The following is an 18,014-nucleotide window of genomic DNA, read 5'->3' as shown; positions in this document are numbered from 1 at the left end:
TTAAATCTCGTTAGTCAATGAATTATAATGACGCTCATACTCACGCACGGTGGAAGCCAAGCTGAAGTGTTCTTCAATGCGAGTACGTGCACGACGCCCGATTTCTGCACGCTCAGCAGGGGTTCGATTCACCAACACCTCAATGGCCTCCGCAAGCGCCTTGGCATTTTCAGGCGGAACCACCAAACCCGTATCAGCGACCAGTAGCGCAGCGTCCCCTACGTCTGTAGTGACACAGGGTAGCCCTGATGCCATTGCCTCACCGAGTACATTGGGAAAACCCTCACTTCGGGACGAAAGGCAAAAAATATCCAATGTCGATAGGCATTCCGGCATGTCGTTGCGCTCACCCATGAAACGAAAACGATTTAAAAACTCAGGTGTAGGAAACCATGCGCGTACCCTGTCGTTTTCAATTTCAAGATCTCGGCCAACAAAAACCGCATGCAGTGAAGGGAAATGAGGCATTAATTCAAGCAAGGCAGATATCAGATTTTTAAAGTCTTTAGCATCATTCAACCGACCCACAGCACCGACAACGGTAGCCGTTTCCGAAAGCCCCCAATCGTTACGCAGTTGAGTGCGAGCATTGGATGAAAGCCGATACCGATCTATGTCAAAACCATTGGGTACAACATGCATACGAGAAGCAGAATAACCTAATTTGATATGGGAACGTCTTGACACGTCTGCGGCGCAGATAATCCTGTCCGGCAATACAGCCGATAGCCGGGCGCAGTGTCGGGCTATCGCCAGCGTGAAGGGGGCATTACCTACAGCGGGATCGGTAGTTCGAACGCCCCAGATAACCTTAGCGCTCGTCCCAACCTTTGCCGCCAACCCGGCAAGTAGATCCGAGTGATACATCCAACTCTGTACGATTGAAGGGCGGTGCGCCCTTATTTTTCGCACCAGACGGATGAATACCATAGGCAAATCCCACATGCCTCTTAAACCAAGATAACACACTTCAATACCAGCATGCTCTAGTTCCTTACCCACCACACCTTCAACACCGAGCACAAGTACACGGTGGGTGTATCGTTTCGGATCAGAATTGAGCACCAAACGCTTCAACATCAATTCGGCACCGCCAATGTCCAAATCAATGATAACGTGTGTGATACTGAGTGGAGCGCATAACTTTTGCATTAACGGCGCCACACGTCAAGATAACGCTGTGAAATCTTCAAATGATCATGATGGCGTTCTACAAAGGCCCGTGATTCGGCGCCAAACTGAGAGATCAAATGGCGATTTTCTATGAAAAATTCAATTTTCCTTACAATATCGTCAGCTGACGGGGTGATATTTATAACTGGCGACTCTTCCACGCCCATTGCGTGAAGTGACTCAGGCTCCGATCCGCCCAGCACAACTTTACCCAGTGCCATTGCGTATATTCCATTAACGCCCAAAGAGTAACAGGTGGTCTGGTCAATAACGATGTTTGCACGCCCCATCACTTCAAGATACTGGGCAATGGGCATGTGACCGTCAATGATCAGCTCAAGGTCATTTGGGTATTTTTTTTCTAGTATTTTGAAGGCTGCCTCTACATGGTGGGTACCCTTGAAACCATAGCGATTCAAACCATGAAAAACCACCAGCTTTCTGCCAACTTTATTCTCTTTATACTCAATAGAGTTGACCTTCATAGGTATGGGGATCACCTGTTCAAGGTTCTCCACCCCCCTCTGCGTAATGGCATAATCCACCATGATCGGAATCACGCCTTTAGCTCGATTGACTAACCACCTATTGAACTCCAGGCTCTTATCAGATTGAAGATAATAGCTATCTTTTTTCAGGTCGTATTTTAGAAAATCGGCAAAGGGCGTGTATCGAAGGGTGTCTGCACCGTAGCGCCAATAGAACGCATCTTCTCCCGCTGCCGAGAGATAGAGGGACTCATTGCTCCCAATAATAGATTCGAAAAAAAATTTATTAGGAAAATACTTGTGGTAAAAATAAAAGGGATTTATCAGCTGCACTACATCATAGCCCTGCAGCTCCTTCAGTTTAAGCAAGGGGTATACCTTGCGTTTCAACTTCGCGGAAAGACCGCCTCCGCCACCAAGGTCGATATCGCGCGGCACATTTTTCCAGCCATCACCATGGGAGGCCAATTGAACGTGACAACCTAGCTCACGAAGACCGAACTGCAAATTTCTGTATAGATAACTAAACTCCCCGAGCAATAAAACTTTCACACTATCACCCTTCCAAGGCTGTCGAAAAGAGACGTTTACGCCATAAAAAAAACGAGATCATTAAAAAATATACACAATAGGCCAACGCGTAGCCGATGACAGCTCCGACAAGGCCATACATGTTCAAAAACAGGATGGAAAATAAATAAAAAGACGTAGACACAGCGACTTCGGAGACTATGAAAAACTTCCAGAATGCCCTTGCCTGAAGCAGATAGCCTAATATAAAACCCGAAACTTTAACTACATCACCAAATAGCTGCCACGCGAATAAGTCTCGTACAGATTGAAACCCTCCCGAGAAAAGCAACGCTATGATAAAGTCCCTAAAAAAAAATATACCGATCGCGCCAATCACGCAAATAGGCACTATGTACTTGAAGCCCATCACTAGCTCGGCACGCAACATCGAAGTGCTGCCAAGTTCCGAGAAGCGAGGTAAAAAATAGACGGCAAGCGTGGTTGTTGCCAGAAGGAGATAGGCTGAGCTCAGTCGCCACATCGCCTCCCAATTGCCAGCGGCCTCCCACCCGAGAGAGTTTCCAATGTAACTCCGCACTGCAAACTGACTAAGCGGTAAGCACAGGGCTGAAACTAAGCCCATAGCGGCGAATTTACCTAAGTTTCTCAGCATTGCTCTGTTTGGCCTGCCCCAAAATAGATAGCTGCCAAACCATGGTCGACGACGAACCAACCAGACACTAAAGAGAAAAGAAACAGCTTGGTAAGTCGCTAGCGCGATCAACGCACCTCGCAAATGAAAAAAAACCACTAGCAGAACTACCATCAGTACCGAAAAAACACTCCCGCCGATATTAGCTGTAACATAGAGGCCGATGTCCTTCCGGCCATTTAAAATCGCCAAGATAAAGAAATTCAAAGCAGAAAATACGATCGAGACCGATAACCAAACACAAACATCCGCGTACGCGGCGTTGCCAAAAAATAAGATGGCCGCTTTATCTTTCAATAGAAAAAAGGAGACTGATACGACCAGAGACAACAAAATTGTCAGCATGCCTGCTGTTTGCCAGAGACTTCTCTGCTTCGCTGGCTCGGCGTGATACTGCGCGGTATATTTCGTTACTCCTGGCCCCGCCGCCAATGTACAAAAATTATTGATGATCTGTACGGCATTCTGAAATTGGCCTATTGCAGCATAGCCAGCCGGCCCCAAATAAACAGCTAGCACTTTATTTATGCCCAACATAGCGAGCATTTTTACCGAAACTGCGAGCGCATTCAGAAAGCTCGTACGCAATAGCTTCATCTAGACCAACGTATCAAAGGTAAAGCGGCATTTCCGGCCAATTGCGGACCCGTTGAGCTCTATTACTACATCCATATTATCGTACTACGAAGTCTACATACCAAGGCATCGCGTTTGCTATGCCGCGGTCAATCGAATACGCCGGTTCATAGCCAAGTAATCTTTGTGCCTTGGTAATATCCGCCTGAGAATGACGCACATCGCCAGCTCGAAAATCCCTGTATACCGGCTCAGCTGAAGTTTCAATTCCCGATTTCTCAAGCGCGTTTTTTATGAATCTATATAGCTCGTTTAATGTTGTTCGGCCGCTGACGGCGATATTGTAAACCTGATTCGTTGCTTCCGCACTTGTAGACATGGCTGCTAGCAAATTGGCTTGCACCGCATTGTCAACAAAACAAAAGTCTCTGCTGGTTTCCCCATCGCCATTGATAAATACCTCCCTTCCCTGGATCATGGCCGCTGTCCATTTAGGTATGACGGCGGCATAGGCACCATCAGGGTCCTGTCGCTTACCAAAAACATTAAAGTACCGCAACCCTATGGTTTTAAACCCGTACGTACGCGCGAAAACATCAGCATACAACTCGTTCACATACTTCGTTACCGCATATGGACTTAATGGCTTTCCGATGACGTCCTCAACTTTTGGCAGTCCAGGATGGTCACCGTAGGTGCTGCTGCTGGCTGCATAGGTGAAGCTAGCAACCTCTGCATCCCGCGCAGCAACCAGCATGTTCAGAAAGCCAGTCACATTCGCTGCGTTGGTGGTGATCGGATCGGCGATGCTGCGGGGTACGCTGCCTAGCGCGGCTTGATGCAGCACATGATTAACCGCACTCTCCCCCTGCCATAACATTGCACGTTGACAGTCTTCCAGCAGACGAATATCACCTTGGTGAAAATCGAAGCGCGCCCATTGATCCGTTCGCACCATCGACTGAACTTCGTCGAGATTACGTTGATGACCCGTCGAGAAGTTATCTAACCCCACTACGTATTGGTCGAGCTTAAGAAGCGTTTCAAGGAGGTTGCTACCTATAAAGCCAGCCACTCCTGTCACCAACCAGACTCGGGGAGTGCTGGCCAAGTTTTCAAGTATCGAACTGTACGCATTCATGGCATGCACCTTTATAGTCGGCCGTCTGCTGTGCCCAGGGGAAAAAGCCCTTTAACATCGAACAGCACCGCCCCTTTCTCTCCCATGGCCCGGACACCCTCTGCTCCGAGTTTTAGGAAATCACTGTGACCAACAGCAAGAATAATGGCCGCATATTCCGCACCTGCCGGCATATTGGGAAGGCAGCGCAACCCATATTCCTCAAAGGCCTCATTGGTATCTACCCAGGGGTCGAAGACATCTACACTGCAATGGTATTCCTGCAGCGCATTGATAACATCTACAACTTTAGTATTTCGTAAATCTGGGCAATCTTCTTTAAAGGTAAGACCAAGTACCAATATCTTACTACCTAGTACAGGCTTGCCATTACGTAACATCAACTTTACAGTTCGATCCGCTACATGACGTGCCATACTGTCGTTAATTCGACGCCCTGCAAGGATCACCTCCGGATGGTAGCCGACTTCCTGTGCCTTATGGGTAAGGTAGTACGGGTCGACGCCAATGCAATGCCCTCCCACCAGCCCCGGGCGAAATGGTAGAAAGTTCCATTTTGTGCCTGCCGCCAGCAGCACCTCTTGGGTATCGATCCCCAAAGAGTGAAAGATAACGCTCAGCTCATTCATCAGTGCAATGTTGAGGTCACGCTGTGTGTTCTCGATCACCTTGGCAGCTTCTGCGACTTTAATGCTGCTGGCCAAATGAGTGCCGGCGGTTATGATTTGCGCATACAGCGCATCCACTGCAATGCCCACCTCTGGCGTGCTGCCGCTGGTTACCTTCTTTATATTGGGCAAGCGGTGCAGTTTGTCACCAGGGTTGATACGCTCCGGGCTGTATCCACAGAAAAAATCCTGGTTGAATACAAGGCCACTGACCCGCTCAAGGACAGGCACGCATACCTCTTCAGTAGCCCCGGGGTAAACCGTGGACTCGTAGATGACCACATCGCCCTGCTTGAGCACCTTGCCGACTGTCTCACTGGCTTTGATAAGCGGTGTAAGGTCGGGGCGCTTGGCACCGTCAACCGGCGTTGGTACGGTGACGATATAAACTTGCGCCTTGCGAAGATCTTCGACATCGCAGCTGTAGGCAAGATGCACAGCAGCCTGGAGCTCCTCTGGGGCGCACTCCAATGTATGGTCGTGTGCCTGGCGGAGCTGGTCAATACGCGATGGCTGGATATCAAAGCCGATGACCGTACGCCGCTTGCCGAACTCGACGGCAAGGGGCAGGCCGACGTATCCAAGACCAATGACGGCTATTGTCTTGTTTCCAAAATCCATTGCGATGCAGATTCCTGTCAATTCGTTCGAGCGAGCAGTATTGCGCTCGTCAGGCGGGTCAAAGGGCGGATTTTCCCACACAGGTAACATGCAAGAAAGCTTTTTTGCCGCAGCCTTCGCCCGGTTCTTTGCCGTGCAACCTTCACGGTAGGTGGTTCAATCCGAAGGGTTACCGGCCTTGAAGCCAATCGCCAGAGCAATCAAGGGCACATAAGCCACGAACAGCCCGACAATGCCACTTAACCAGCCTTGGACGATGGCGGCAGCCAGCGGGGCCAACCACCCCAGGTTTATCAATATGACTACGCTTGTTACTCGGGCATGGCTTGTACAGCGGCGGGCAGCGTGTTGGTAGGCGTGACTGCGATGGGCCTCGTACACTTTTTCGCCCCGTGCCAGGCGCACCAATAATGTGAGGGTCGCATCTACAATAAACACCCCCAGCACGGTAAGCCAGGCCCAGAAATACGACTGCGCTACGCTACCGGACCAGACTGCGATCAGCGCCAGCATTGCTCCGAGAAAGCCGCTGCCGGCATCCCCCATGAAAATACGCGCCACGGGGAAGTTCCAGAGCAAGAACCCAAGCGCGCTGGCGGCTACGAGATACGCGACCCATGCCAGGGTTAGATCCCCGTGAAGTGTCGCCAAGGTACCCACTACGAGGCCAGCACAAACGGCCTGCCCACCTGCGATACCATTTATGCCATCCATAAAATTGTAGAGGTTCAACATCCAGACGCCGAATAGTAAACCCAGCCCCCATAACAACCATTGCGCCTGTAGATGGATAGGCCCAAGATCAAGCGTTGGCAGCTGACCAATACTGTATAGGCCCAAAGCAATTGCACTAAAGTGCGCCATTAGGCGCCAGCGCGCAGGGATATGCCCGTGGTCATCCAGAAACCCGGTAACCGCAACCAGGACCCCTGCACCGATAAGGCCCACGCCTGGCAGTGCCAAGCTGGTAAATGCGACTTTGCACGCCAGCAATGCCCCCAATAGCGCGGCAACGATCGCCACGCCGCCGCCTCGCGGCGTAGGCAACGTGTGAGAGCTGCGCGCATTGGGGATATCCACCAAATGGCGCGCGAGTGCGTAGCGACGCAACGCACCGGTCAATAAGAAACTGACCGCAAAGGTGACGCACAATATAATCATCAACATCGCCCACATCACTTCTTGAACCCTGCAACCGTGCGCACCAGCGCGAGCTCCATTGACACGGGCGGCACCCACCCAAGCAGCGCTTTGTTTGAACTGATATCTACTTGAAGGCTGCCAAGCAGCCGACTGGCCACAGCGCCCTTGCCTGCTACCTGTGCCAATGCCATCAGCCAGCGGCCCGGTATGGGCAGCAGCCAAGCATGGCGCCCCAGAGCGGTACCCAGTGACCGCACAAGAGTAAAGGTAGAGACGTCATTGCCATCACTGGCGAAAAACACCTCACCGGCGGCCGCAGGATGCTTAAGTACACAATCGATCAAACTTACGAGATTCTCCAACGCAACCAGGCTACGCAAATTACGCGCCCCGCCCAGAGGCAGTGGCCAACCACGTGCGACTGCCTGAATTAAGCGGCGAAAATTGGCCTTTACCCCCGGGCCGTATATCAACGGCGGTCGAATAACCACCACGGCCATACCGGTTTGCCGTTCAATGTCACGCAGTCCCTCCTCGGCTTCCCATTTTGAAATCCCATAAGCGTCTACTGGGCAGGGAACCTCGTGAGGCACGAAAGGCGCACGGCCGTCGGTAGTTTCGCCGTTAACCTTGACCGAGCTGATGAAAACGAACCGTTTGACACCAAGCGCCGCACATTGCCTTGCCAAGGCCAATGTACCCTCGACGTTTACTTGCCGGAACGCGGCAAGCGGATCGATAGCCTGCTCATTCATCACATGCACGCGCGCCGCGGTATGCACTACGGAAGTCACATCCGTAAGGGCGGGTGCCCAGTCCGTGTCAACCCCAAGGTTTCCAACTTCAGTACAGTCGACGCCTTGAGCCAGTAATTGAGCACAGGGCTGGCGCACGGCGGCGCGTACTCGACCATGACGATGCAAATGATCAACTACTGCCCGACCTACGAAGCCAGTCGCCCCCGTCACTAGCGTTATTCCCTCAGCCATCGCACAACCGCCCCCACACCGTTGGCTTCGAATACCAGTCAGGCCCCATATGAGTTGCACGCATCGATCACCCGCTGAACGTCTTCATCGCTAAGCACCGGGCTGATTGGCAAACTGATCACCTGGTCATGGATTTGCTCGGTCACCGGCAAGCTCAAGTGAGCCAAGGCAGGGTAAGCTTTTTGCCGGTGGGGAGGGACAGGATAATGAATCAAGGTTTGTATGCCGCAGGTGGCCATGTGTTGCTGGAACCTATTACGGTCGCCCACCCGGATTACGAAAAGGTGCCAAACGTGGTCCAGGGCGTCGGAAGCTTGGGCTGATGAGGCTGGCAACGTTAGTGCAGGGTGCTGGATATCCTGAGCATATCGACCCGCGATTTCACGACGGCGTGAAGTCTGCGCATCGAGGTACTTCAGCTTTACACTTAACATCGCCGCTTGGATTTCATCCAGGCGGCTGTTGACGCCCTGAATATCATTCAGATACTTGACATGCGACCCATAGTTACGCAGCGCCTGCAATGTGCTTGCAAGCTGAGGATCGGACGTGGTAATCGCGCCAGCATCACCCAATGCGCCAAGATTTTTCCCCGGGTAAAAACTGAAGCCTGCGGCATCCCCCCAGGCACCCGCTCGTATACCGTTGCGCTGGGCGCCGTGGGCCTGCGCCGCATCTTCGAGCATTAGCAGGCCATACTTCTCGGCCAAGGCACTTAGCGCTTCGACATCAGCCAACTGCCCATATAAGTGAACGGCAAGGATGGCGCGCGTACGCTCGGTAATAGCTTGTTCAGTGTTTATCGGGCAGAGATTGTAGGAAGCAAGATCTGGCTCCACCAAAACCGGTATAAGTCGGTTTTCGGTAATCGCCAATATAGATGCAATGTAGGTATTGGCAGGCACGATGATTTCATCGCCCTCCCTAAGCTTACCCAAGTGCAACCACGCGCGTAGCGTAAGGACCAACGCGTCGAGACCATTGGCGACACCGATACAGTGACTGGTTTGGCTGTATTGAGCGAAGGCCTGTTCGAACTGTTGCAGTTTCTGGCCTTGGATGTACCACCCAGACTGAATGACCTCTGAAGCAGCAGCGGCCAGTTCATCTGCCATGGAGGCATTGATAGCTTTCAAATCCAGAAAAGGGACCACAACCGAAACTCCATACAAATAAGGGAAACCATGCCACACGATGCACGATGACGATGCGCTGGACGAACAGGCGAACCCGGGCTCGCCGCACGGCCGCGACACCCCAAGGGGGGGCGACAAGGCTATCACACCCCGCCCATAGTCTCAGCGATCTTCTCGTACTGTTCGCCTCACCTTCGCTAGTGCATCAACAAGCGCCTTCCATACAACGAAACGCGCTGCGTTAAGCCACTGACAAAAGCAAGCTGATCAGGCAACCCAAATCGCCTATTTGCCGGAGGGCTAAGCCGTACAGACCTCGCCGTGCACCGGCATCGTATCTACCTTGTCAGAGCCTCGAACGGCTACCGAAAAAGTACCTTCCACAGGTTATACCGTATCGCCTACCGGAACACTGGTTTTACCGAGACCGAGTCGGGGTGATTGACCAGATCTCACCGACCTCACACTCGAGAGACTTACAGCCAGTAGCGCGCCAATCAAAAACCAAAATAGTCGTTGATATAGCATTTCGTGAAACAGGCTCATGAGTGAGAAGGAGAGCATCAGCAGGATCAGCCCATTATTGCGGACCCGGCTAATTTTATTACGGAAAGCAAAGGTACATACACCGACGAAAGCCACCAGAAAAGCGATAGCCCCTAACAAGCCTACTTCAACCAGTAACCACAACAAAGTGTTATGCACGACGATTGGGAAACCAAACCACGCGGGGCTCTCTTTTATAAAATATCCCAAACCATGACCGACTACCGGAGCCTCCAACCACAGCTCAGTCGACTTTTTGATAAGTTGCCAGCGTAAGGCATCACTACTAGCCTCCGAGAATCCAGATGAAGGAATCGGATGAAGCGAACTTAGCGCTTCACTGCTGGTTGCCGGAGGGGTACCCGACTTTTCACGACTTTCTTGAGAAGATTCAGACCCAATTATCGGGTAAGGCAGGTTCAACACGTGATTGCGGGCTTGCGAACTCTCAAGCGCAGAAGCGGCGTGATCAACTTGCAACAGTTTGATCATGCTCAAGGCAGTGGGCACATACGCAATGGCAGCGCACAGCAATGCGCTGCCCACCGCTGCTGCCAGCACCGAGCGCCACGGCATGAGCCGCCGACCAACTACAAATAGCAACAGGCAAAATGCCACTGCAATACCCGTTCGTGAATACGTATAGTAAAGGCCGGCAAGCATCCATGCCAATGATAGCGTGAACAGGGTTTCACAGGAGATACGAGGAAAAGCTTTCAACCTTTTCCCCTTATACATCGGAAAGAATCCGACAAATACAGAACACACTGCCAAAATCTGGAAGGCCAACGCATTCCGATTACCCGAATAACCTTCAACTGATGAATTGTACCCTTTCCATTGGATGATGTGCTCCAGGTGAAGCGACCGCAGGGCAATTTGCACGACCAGTATCGAGCAGAGTATGACGACCATGGTTTCCACAATGCGCCTTATGCCACGCACTCCGAAATAGGACGTACAAAGATAACCGGCAGCTAAGAAACCGAGCAGCACCGCCCAGCCGAAAAGCTTTCCAACGGCCCAGGCACTACTGCCAAAGCTGAACCAACCATGCAAAAAGCCCAGCCCCAACACCATTGACATTATCAGTAGAAAACCATTGAACAGCTTGATTCGCCAGTGTGGCAACGTGCGCATAAAAATGGCATTCAACCCCACCGCCGCCAGCGCAAGCACTGCAAAAGGGTCGGAAAGGTTGATGTTTATTACAGTATCGCCAACGGGCAGATGCACTTGGAACAATATCAACGTGGCTACACCGAAGCAGAGCAGCCACGCGGCTGCAGCTTCGACCCCACTAGGAGCCGGCACAACCAACTCATTTCTATCAAACACAGTTACGAGGTTATTTGCTGGCTTGCGCCACATCGCAAAAGGCGCCATCAGAAAAATCGCACTGATTGACAGCACCCCACAGAGGATCGAGGCCGCCAATGCTTTTTCAGAGTTCACGCCCCACAAGCCCAGCGCATATACCGAGACCACTTCACGGGGCCCCCACCCGCCGAAGCTTATCGGCAAACCGGCTACGAATGATACGATTGCCGCAGCAGAGAACAGCGCCATCCAACTTATACCCGGCGCGACAAAATGGAACAAAATGGCAAAACTACTCAACATCAGTGCCGAACTGACCAAGGTAATCAGAATGGCTTCGATAAGTTTGGAAAAGCTTTTCCCGGTAAACAGCTTTTTCAAGATGACAATTTCAAAACGACTTATTGAAACTACGAAGCTGAGCACGACAGCAAAAACGATAATCGGCACTATCTCGCCAACAGGAACAAGCGATATGTAATCAGCAGCCACTACGCCCAATAGATAGGTCGCCCCTATGCAGGCCAGGATTGCACTAACGCCCCCTACCAAAATACGCTCATAACCTGAGATAACCGCGTTCTCTACCGCCGTGATGCCTGCTGACTGTAAAACTGCCTGACGCCCAGCAACTTGGCCGAACAACGGAATGACCAGAAGGGAAGCAATATTGGCGATAATGCTAGCCCTGACGATAAGCCACCAAGGTAAATCAAACCCTAAGTGTGAAAGAATTCGCCAATAGCGATAAACCACGACCCACGCATTGATAATTAGCAGGCCCAGCACGATACCGCTTACGCCAAGAGGAAACTCTTTTAATTGTTCGGCTACCTGGCGGGCATCAAAGTGTCGAAGCAGCAGGAACATGGCAAGCAATGAAAAACAAAAAACCCCATATTTCTTCAAACGCCGAACGTTATTCATAGAACCAGCTTGACCTTTTATTTTAACCCTCGCAAGGCTCATTTCATCATGAACACTTATTCAGTGAAGGCTTATATATGTGCAATTTCGCAAAATGTATAACACAGCTTGACGACACCAGCAAGCCAGTTTTTTTTAAAAAGCGAATTGATGGCTAAAAGTATGTCAAAAATTATCGCCCAAACGGAAAATTCGGTTAACTGTGCCCAGACAGAAGGGATGCAACGCGCCTTCCCTTTTTATAGGTGCCGCGGTTGAAAATGTCATTATTTCGAAATCAACATATGAATATGATGGCGCGCGCTGAGTGGCAGATTGCAATAAGTGGGGCAGTGAGGCTCTAACAAAGCAATAAAACAGTCGTTTGCGTAAGAGCCGCGCCGCTTCGCGCGACTCGTCGCCTCCTAAGCCGCTTAAGCAACGGCCCTTTGACTTTATAAAGAATGCCGCTATCGATATAGGCGTGGCGGCTCTAAAACAAGCCTTATTAGGCGCTGACGCTTATCGTACCTGTTGAAATGCTGCACAAAGCGTTCCGACTGCACAGTGCCGGACACACGCAGCGGTATGTTTCAAACCAGGCCGTACAGTACAACCCAAATGCTCTCCGGCCACACAGATTCAGTACAAGTGCCATCTCGGTTCGTAACTGTTTTATCGTTCCCGCCCACCGGAGTGAGCGGCTCACCAATAGGCAAGCTCGTAACCTCAGCACCCGTTTACCACCCACTACGCACCTCAACACTCCACACTCACCTGATCGCCGAACACCTCGCGCAGGCGGCGCTGCAGCGCAGCTTTGGCGCCGGGCTCACCATGCACTAGCCTCACTTGCTTCAATGAGGGCCCGATCGCTTCAGCAAAGGCAACCAACCCTGCCTGATCGGCATGCGCCGAATACCCCTCGAGGCTGTGCAGCCGCGCGCGTAGCGTATAGGCCTCTCCGTCCAAATCAACTTTGACAAACCCTTCTGCGCCCTGCGCAGCTTTTAGCACGGCCCCAGGAGTGCCTCGGGCCTGATACCCTGTGAACAGCAGGTTATGACGCGGGTCGGGCAACATGCGCTTAAGGTAATTAACAATCCGCCCACCACTGCACATCCCGTTACCTGCAATAACGATGGCCGGGCGTACTGTGCTGGCCAGATAGTTGACGACATGCACATGCTGCTCATGGTTGTCGATGGTCAGCAGTTGTGGGAAAGATAGCGCTTGGCCATCCGCCGCTTGGCTCGGCCAGTACGTATGTAGATTCCTATAAGCCTGAGTAATGCGGCTGGCCAGGGGCGAGTCTAGTATCACAGGCAGCTGAGGCCAGTTCAGCGGTTGCTGGCCGCAGCCAGGCTCGTAGCCCAGTCGCTTGTGCTCCAGTATCTGCGCCAACTCCAATAGCAGCTCCTGGGCGCGCCCAAGGCTGAACGCGGGAATCAATAATGTGCCCTGGTCAGACAAGGCCTGATCGATCACCTTCTCCAGCTGGGCCACGCGGCCTGCCGGGCTTGTGTGCAACCGGTCTCCATAGGTGCTTTCAAGCACCAGCGTGTGAGCGGGGCCCGGTGGCGTGAGGGGCCATGACAGGGGGGAATTGCCGGCCCCCAAGTCACCCGAAAATACTACCCGCCAACTAGTATCGGTCGCGCCATCGCTCAATTCGCACTCAACCCATGCTGAACCCAGTAGATGCCCGGCACGCTCCAGTTTCAACCGCACCAATCCTCTTTGACCGTTGCGTACCTCGTGGTACTCGCCGAAACGCAACGGCACGATCCGCTCACTCAGCAACGCGAGAAACCGCTTCATTCTTTGCGGATCGCTACCATATTCAAGCTTCCACGCATCCTCCAGCATCAGCGGCAGCAGCACTGCCGAGGGCTCACTGCATAGGATAGGCCCGCTGAACCCTTCCGCGAGCAACTGAGGTATGCGGCCAATATGATCGAGGTGGACGTGGGTGACGACCAAAGCCGCCACCTGCCGAGCATCAAAACCTAAAGCATTATCGCTGGGTTGCTCAACGCCTTGATATGCACCGCAGTCGATCAACAGGCTGCGCCCCTCAGCCAGATGAAGCTGATGGCAGGAGCCGGTGACGCCCAGGTGCCCACCGTGGTGGGTAATACGAGGATGTTGCATAGCCAATACACTCTAATGCGGGGGGCGCTATTGGGGCGCAATTCCCTCATAGGTTCTATCGGCAAGACTCTGAAACCTCTGCGTTGCAGTCATCGTCGTCTTTCTGCTGTCGTAAAGCGGTAGCTTCACAATGCTGGCATAACGCCCCAGGGTCCATCGCAGGTTACAAGAAGGTATTGAATGAAACACGTTTGGCTCATGTTGTGCCTGACCACGGTCGCTGGATGTGCGGCCACTTCCGAAACAACTGTCCACCGCGGCCACAAAGGTGTGCACATCAGCTGTTCGGGCCTCAGCTCGTCTTGGGACCGCTGCTATACAAGCGCCGCCGTTGCCTGTGGTAATGCAGGGTATCGAGTGATTGCGCGTTCCAGCCAGCATGGCGAGGACGAAGACAGCGGCCTTCTGGGTTTCAACCCCGCAGGCCTGACAACCCGGACGATGGTGGTGATGTGTACGCAGTGATGGGTCAGGCAGGCGGCGCCTGAACCGCCCGCTGAGCCAAGGCAGCGCGCCGTACCCTGCGGCGCCCGCGCGCGGCAATGAGCCAGCCGATCACAGGGCCCACGACCATGCCCAGAAGAAACGCCAGGATGACGACGACAGAAACCGGCCATTGAGGCGTCGAAAAGCCTAGGAAAGATACTTCGACACTTTGCTGATTCTCGAGCACGAACAGCAAGCATGCAGCAGCGGCTAGCAGGCCGAGGGTAATGCCCAAAAGGCGCTTGAAATGATTCACATAAGTCTCCTCTCTGACTGTTGCCGCCTCAGACAGGGCTTTCGCCTTCTTCATTGACGCGATCGCGCAATTCCTTACCCGGCTTGAAATGCGGCACGAACTTGCCATCGAGTGTTACGGCCTGGCCGGTTTTCGGGTTACGCCCCACACGAGGCGACCGGTAGTGCAAAGAGAAACTGCCAAAGCCACGAATTTCGATGCGTTCGCCCGTTGCCAGCGACTGAGACATCTGCTCGAGCATGGTCTTGATAGCCAGCTCCACGTCCTTTGAGGAGAGTAGACCCTGGTGGGTAACGATACGTTCGATCAGTTCCGACTTCGTCATGGTTTTCCCTTCTTTATCAAGAAGCTAGGCACCGCCAGAAAGGTTGTAGCACGGTGATCGCTTTTTGAACAGCCCGGGATTGACTTTTTGCCGGATCCGCGTAACCGATACGGCTAGCGCTGGGTTGGGGCCGGGCTTGAATTTCATCGCAAGGCTAAAAAATACCCAGCTCGGCCGGGATTGACACTTTCGGGAACCACCGCACACTAGCAACAGAGCCGGCGTGGGGTCGGTGGGTTGGGGCTAGGGTGAAACATGCTGGGTGGGTTTCCAAAAAAAGACCGAATTCTTGTTTTCGGCGCGGGCTCGGGGGGGGCAAACTTCTACAAGCGCAACCGCAGCCGTTACCAGGTACTGGGTTTCATCGACAATAACCAGGCGCGCCAGCAAGAGACGCTATTCGGCAAGCCTATTCACGGGCCTCACCAACTGGCAACGTTGGGCTACGACAAGATCATCATCGCCAGCGACTACTTTCGCGAAATCCATCCGCAATTGATTTCATTGGGTATCCCGGAGAAATCCATCGAGATATTCAACGCCCAGGTGCAGCCGGAGTTCAACCTCAGGCAGCGCTTGATGAGCACGTTGTGGCACCAGGCCAACGAGCTCATCTGCCGGGCCGAAGGGCCGCTGTCAGCCTTGGTGTTCTGGTTCACCTATAAAGGCTGGCAGCGCTCTGCGCAGCCGATCAAGCGGCGCAAGCTGCAATGGCTGGATCAGACATCGGAGTTTCACGCCCACACCTTCAGGGGCGCGCTCGAGACGACCGTCCAGGGCCCGACGTTGGTCGGCCAGCCCCCGATCCCTACACCCGTAACGCTTCCGGCGGTGGAGCTTCACCGCTTCGTCGACGGGCGCGTTGGCACTGTGTCGCGCTCGGTAGAGCTGCGTGATGGGCGAGTCATCGTAGAGCGCGTGACCACAACCACTCCCCGCAATGCAGACTACAGCGTGGCGCACCTGCACTACCATGGCGAAACCCTCGCGCTGGTGCGTAGCAGTGAGCCGGAACTGCTTGAAAAGGGCGTGCTGATCAACGGCTGCAGCGAGACCAACTATTACCATTGGGTGCTGGAAATTCTTTCGCAGCTGCAGTTCATCGCCGAGCTGCCAGCGCACTACGATGACTACCCGATATTGATTTCCAGGCACTGCGAGAAAATCCCTTCGATCAAAGCACTGTTCGACACCCTGGACATCGGCCGGCCGGTCGTCTTTCTGGATACCCTCTCGCGCTACGAAGTCCGTGATCTGCTGCTGATCACTGCCCCCAACAACATGATTCCCAACTTCAAGAACAGCGTCAGCAATACCACAGCCAGCAATTTCGCCCGGCCCGAGTCGGTGGCGTACCTGCGTGAGCGAGGCTTGTCGCTGCTCGGGCCAGGTACCCGCGCGCCAACACCCCGGCGCGTTTTCCTTGCCCGCAAGGGCTTTCTACGACGCTACAACCAGGACGAAGTCATAGCCTTGCTACAGGAGGCAGGCTTCGTGCCGGTGTACCTTGAAGACCTCGACTTCACGGAGCAGATCGCCACCCTCGCCCATGCCGAAATGATCGCAGGCCCCACAGGCGCGGCCTGGACCAATCTGCTGTTCGCAGCCCCCGGTGCCAAGGCACTCTGCTGGATGGCCGAGGAGTACGGGCAATTGTCGTGCTTTTCGAACCTGGCCAGCATGGTGGGCGTAGATATGGAGTTCATCACCTTCCCCACCGGCGCGCAGGACTCGCGCGAGCTTTACTACAAGAGCTACCAATTGGATATCACGCACGTGCGCGCCTGGCTTCACCGCCATGTCGGCATCGAAGGCAATGCCTGAAGCCGAATGCACTGGCGGCTAATCCTCACCCCGCATCGGCCGATATCCATCACAGCACCCCCTACAACCGAGGCTGGCCTCTCATGCAAAGCTGCATCAACAACCTGATCGAGCACGGCGCCCATCTGTTCGGCGAGATCCTCGAACCCGAACCGGTAAAGGCGCTGTACCGTGACATGGTTGCAGCCCGCGCCTTCGATGCCAGCCTGTTCATGAGCGAAGCGGAGTATCTGGCTCAAGAGAACCACTTCAACGCCAACCCCACCCCGGCCTTCAACTTCCTCAATGCGTTCGAAGATCAACTACGCTTCATCGAACAGGACCCGCGCCTCCAAACACCCTTGCAGGAGCTGCTTGGTGAAGACTACGACATCATCATCAAAAAGGCGGTGTGCGGCGTGCCCGACGCTTGGCTACCTGGCTGGGTGCGTGAACGTATTCGCGATGTGAATGTGGCGAACCTCGGGCCCTATATAAAAAAGCCGTTTCGCGATATCACTTACTTTCGCGGCATCGACTTTCACCAGGACATCATCGATTGGCCCCAGGGCCGTGTCGAACAAGACCCGTCGACCTTCCTGACGCTCTATGTGTACCTGCATGAGGTCGGTGAGCACGATTCGCCCTTGCACCTGATACCAGGCTCGCACCGATTTGGCGCAACATTGTTCCCGCACCGACTGGAAGCCGTCGGGCATGGCCGCTGGCGCTATACCGATGACCACGGCAACCAAATGCAGTGCGAAGATCAAAAGCTACTGGGCGGGCCGGGTTATGTCGGACTGTGGCATAACTGCACACTACACGGCACGCGCCCTGTAACGCATGAGTCTGAGCAGTTCAGGCTATCACTCCGCTATCTGTTGGGGCGATCAAAAAATCATCGAGGCACGAGCGCCATTGATGGCGTAAATCGTACGCTGCGAGGTCAGCTTGAACCGCAGGTTACACGGCGCGACCTTAACGATAAGGGTATTGCCCGTATTCGCGGTAATATCATCAATTCCGAAAAATGACGCCCAGTATCGCGTATAGAT

General features: G+C 53.4%; 15 protein-coding genes. 3 read left to right on the top strand and 12 right to left on the bottom strand.

Annotated elements, in window-relative coordinates; all coding sequences use genetic code 11:
• From F474_RS09790 to F474_RS09745, 10 genes are all read right to left on the bottom strand, one after another.
• Window positions 1-1,152: a glycosyltransferase gene (locus tag F474_RS09790; RefSeq protein ID WP_097085339.1), complete on the bottom strand. Its 1,152-nt coding sequence runs from the start codon at window positions 1,150-1,152 to the stop codon at window positions 1-3.
• Window positions 1,152-2,213 carry a glycosyltransferase gene (locus F474_RS09785; protein WP_097085340.1) on the bottom strand — a complete coding sequence of 354 codons (1,062 nt, stop codon included), beginning with the start codon at window positions 2,211-2,213 and terminating at the stop codon, window positions 1,152-1,154. The genes F474_RS09790 and F474_RS09785 overlap by 1 nt, the downstream gene beginning before the upstream one ends.
• 4 nt (window positions 2,214-2,217) lie before the next feature.
• Window positions 2,218-3,483 (bottom strand): O-antigen translocase, encoded by a 1,266-nt coding sequence (locus F474_RS09780; protein ID WP_097085341.1) that lies wholly within the window; start codon window positions 3,481-3,483, stop codon window positions 2,218-2,220.
• A gap of 76 nt (window positions 3,484-3,559) precedes the next feature.
• The gene (locus F474_RS09775; protein ID WP_097085342.1) at window positions 3,560-4,603 is read right to left on the bottom strand and encodes an NAD-dependent epimerase/dehydratase family protein; all 1,044 of its coding nucleotides are present in this window, start codon (window positions 4,601-4,603) and stop codon (window positions 3,560-3,562) included.
• A gap of 11 nt (window positions 4,604-4,614) precedes the next feature.
• Entirely contained in the window at window positions 4,615-5,892 is a 1,278-nt protein-coding gene (gene tviB / locus F474_RS09770; protein WP_097085343.1) for a Vi polysaccharide biosynthesis UDP-N-acetylglucosamine C-6 dehydrogenase TviB, read from the bottom strand.
• A 156-nt stretch (window positions 5,893-6,048) separates the two neighbouring features.
• Window positions 6,049-7,059, bottom strand: a complete 1,011-nt coding sequence (locus F474_RS09765) for a glycosyltransferase family 4 protein (protein WP_097085600.1) — start codon at window positions 7,057-7,059, stop codon at window positions 6,049-6,051.
• Window positions 7,060-7,067: 8 nt separating this feature from the next.
• Entirely contained in the window at window positions 7,068-8,024 is a 957-nt protein-coding gene (locus F474_RS09760) for an SDR family oxidoreductase (protein WP_097085344.1), read from the bottom strand.
• Window positions 8,025-8,062: 38 nt separating this feature from the next.
• Complete coding sequence (locus F474_RS09755) at window positions 8,063-9,178, bottom strand: DegT/DnrJ/EryC1/StrS aminotransferase family protein (RefSeq protein ID WP_097085345.1); 1,116 nt, start codon at window positions 9,176-9,178, stop codon at window positions 8,063-8,065.
• A 369-nt stretch (window positions 9,179-9,547) separates the two neighbouring features.
• Window positions 9,548-11,953, bottom strand: coding sequence for a lysylphosphatidylglycerol synthase transmembrane domain-containing protein (locus tag F474_RS09750; RefSeq protein WP_165830292.1), 2,406 nt, complete (start codon window positions 11,951-11,953; stop codon window positions 9,548-9,550).
• A gap of 738 nt (window positions 11,954-12,691) precedes the next feature.
• Window positions 12,692-14,086, bottom strand: a complete 1,395-nt coding sequence (locus F474_RS09745) for an MBL fold metallo-hydrolase RNA specificity domain-containing protein (protein ID WP_097085347.1) — start codon at window positions 14,084-14,086, stop codon at window positions 12,692-12,694.
• A gap of 180 nt (window positions 14,087-14,266) precedes the next feature.
• Here F474_RS09745 and F474_RS22925 point away from each other — a divergent pair, with 180 nt between their 5' ends.
• The gene (locus F474_RS22925) at window positions 14,267-14,551 is read left to right on the top strand and encodes a hypothetical protein (protein WP_097085348.1); all 285 of its coding nucleotides are present in this window, start codon (window positions 14,267-14,269) and stop codon (window positions 14,549-14,551) included.
• Between the two features lie 4 nt (window positions 14,552-14,555).
• Here the strand turns inward: F474_RS22925 and F474_RS09735 are convergent, their stop codons facing one another.
• Both F474_RS09735 and ihfB read right to left on the bottom strand, forming a co-directional pair.
• Window positions 14,556-14,882 carry a LapA family protein gene (locus F474_RS09735; protein ID WP_097085349.1) on the bottom strand — a complete coding sequence of 109 codons (327 nt, stop codon included), beginning with the start codon at window positions 14,880-14,882 and terminating at the stop codon, window positions 14,556-14,558.
• Complete coding sequence (gene ihfB / locus F474_RS09730) at window positions 14,857-15,153, bottom strand: integration host factor subunit beta (RefSeq protein ID WP_097085350.1); 297 nt, start codon at window positions 15,151-15,153, stop codon at window positions 14,857-14,859. The genes F474_RS09735 and ihfB overlap by 26 nt, the downstream gene beginning before the upstream one ends.
• Window positions 15,154-15,408: 255 nt before the next feature.
• Between ihfB and F474_RS09725 the strand changes: the two genes are divergently transcribed.
• Window positions 15,409-16,977 carry a glycosyltransferase family 61 protein gene (locus F474_RS09725; protein WP_097085351.1) on the top strand — a complete coding sequence of 523 codons (1,569 nt, stop codon included), beginning with the start codon at window positions 15,409-15,411 and terminating at the stop codon, window positions 16,975-16,977.
• Between the two features lie 83 nt (window positions 16,978-17,060).
• Window positions 17,061-17,993 (top strand): phytanoyl-CoA dioxygenase family protein, encoded by a 933-nt coding sequence (locus F474_RS09720; RefSeq protein ID WP_097085352.1) that lies wholly within the window; start codon window positions 17,061-17,063, stop codon window positions 17,991-17,993.
• Window positions 17,994-18,014 lie beyond the last annotated feature (21 nt).

The organism is Pseudomonas sp. URIL14HWK12:I12, from assembly GCF_003097135.1.
GTDB lineage: Bacteria > Pseudomonadota > Gammaproteobacteria > Pseudomonadales > Pseudomonadaceae > Aquipseudomonas.
The sequence above is the reverse complement of the archived record's forward strand: the minus strand, read 5'-3'. Positions and strand labels throughout refer to the sequence as shown.

Bases quoted from the DNA above. Each gene is read 5' to 3' on its own strand.
- ihfB (WP_097085350.1), bottom strand. From the start codon at position 15,153: ATGACGAAGTCGGAACTGATCGAACGTATCGTTACCCACCAGGGTCTA.
- F474_RS09760 (WP_097085344.1), bottom strand. From the start codon at position 8,024: ATGGCTGAGGGAATAACGCTAGTGACGGGGGCGACTGGCTTCGTAGGT.
- F474_RS09750 (WP_165830292.1), bottom strand. From the start codon at position 11,953: ATGAATAACGTTCGGCGTTTGAAGAAATATGGGGTTTTTTGTTTTTCA.
- F474_RS09790 (WP_097085339.1), bottom strand. From the start codon at position 1,152: ATGCAAAAGTTATGCGCTCCACTCAGTATCACACACGTTATCATTGAT.
- F474_RS09780 (WP_097085341.1), bottom strand. From the start codon at position 3,483: ATGAAGCTATTGCGTACGAGCTTTCTGAATGCGCTCGCAGTTTCGGTA.
- F474_RS09725 (WP_097085351.1), top strand. From the start codon at position 15,409: ATGCTGGGTGGGTTTCCAAAAAAAGACCGAATTCTTGTTTTCGGCGCG.
- F474_RS09720 (WP_097085352.1), top strand. From the start codon at position 17,061: ATGCAAAGCTGCATCAACAACCTGATCGAGCACGGCGCCCATCTGTTC.
- F474_RS22925 (WP_097085348.1), top strand. From the start codon at position 14,267: ATGAAACACGTTTGGCTCATGTTGTGCCTGACCACGGTCGCTGGATGT.
- F474_RS09745 (WP_097085347.1), bottom strand. From the start codon at position 14,086: ATGCAACATCCTCGTATTACCCACCACGGTGGGCACCTGGGCGTCACC.
- tviB (WP_097085343.1), bottom strand. From the start codon at position 5,892: ATGGATTTTGGAAACAAGACAATAGCCGTCATTGGTCTTGGATACGTC.
- F474_RS09765 (WP_097085600.1), bottom strand. From the start codon at position 7,059: ATGTTGATGATTATATTGTGCGTCACCTTTGCGGTCAGTTTCTTATTG.
- F474_RS09775 (WP_097085342.1), bottom strand. From the start codon at position 4,603: ATGAATGCGTACAGTTCGATACTTGAAAACTTGGCCAGCACTCCCCGA.
- F474_RS09735 (WP_097085349.1), bottom strand. From the start codon at position 14,882: ATGAAGAAGGCGAAAGCCCTGTCTGAGGCGGCAACAGTCAGAGAGGAG.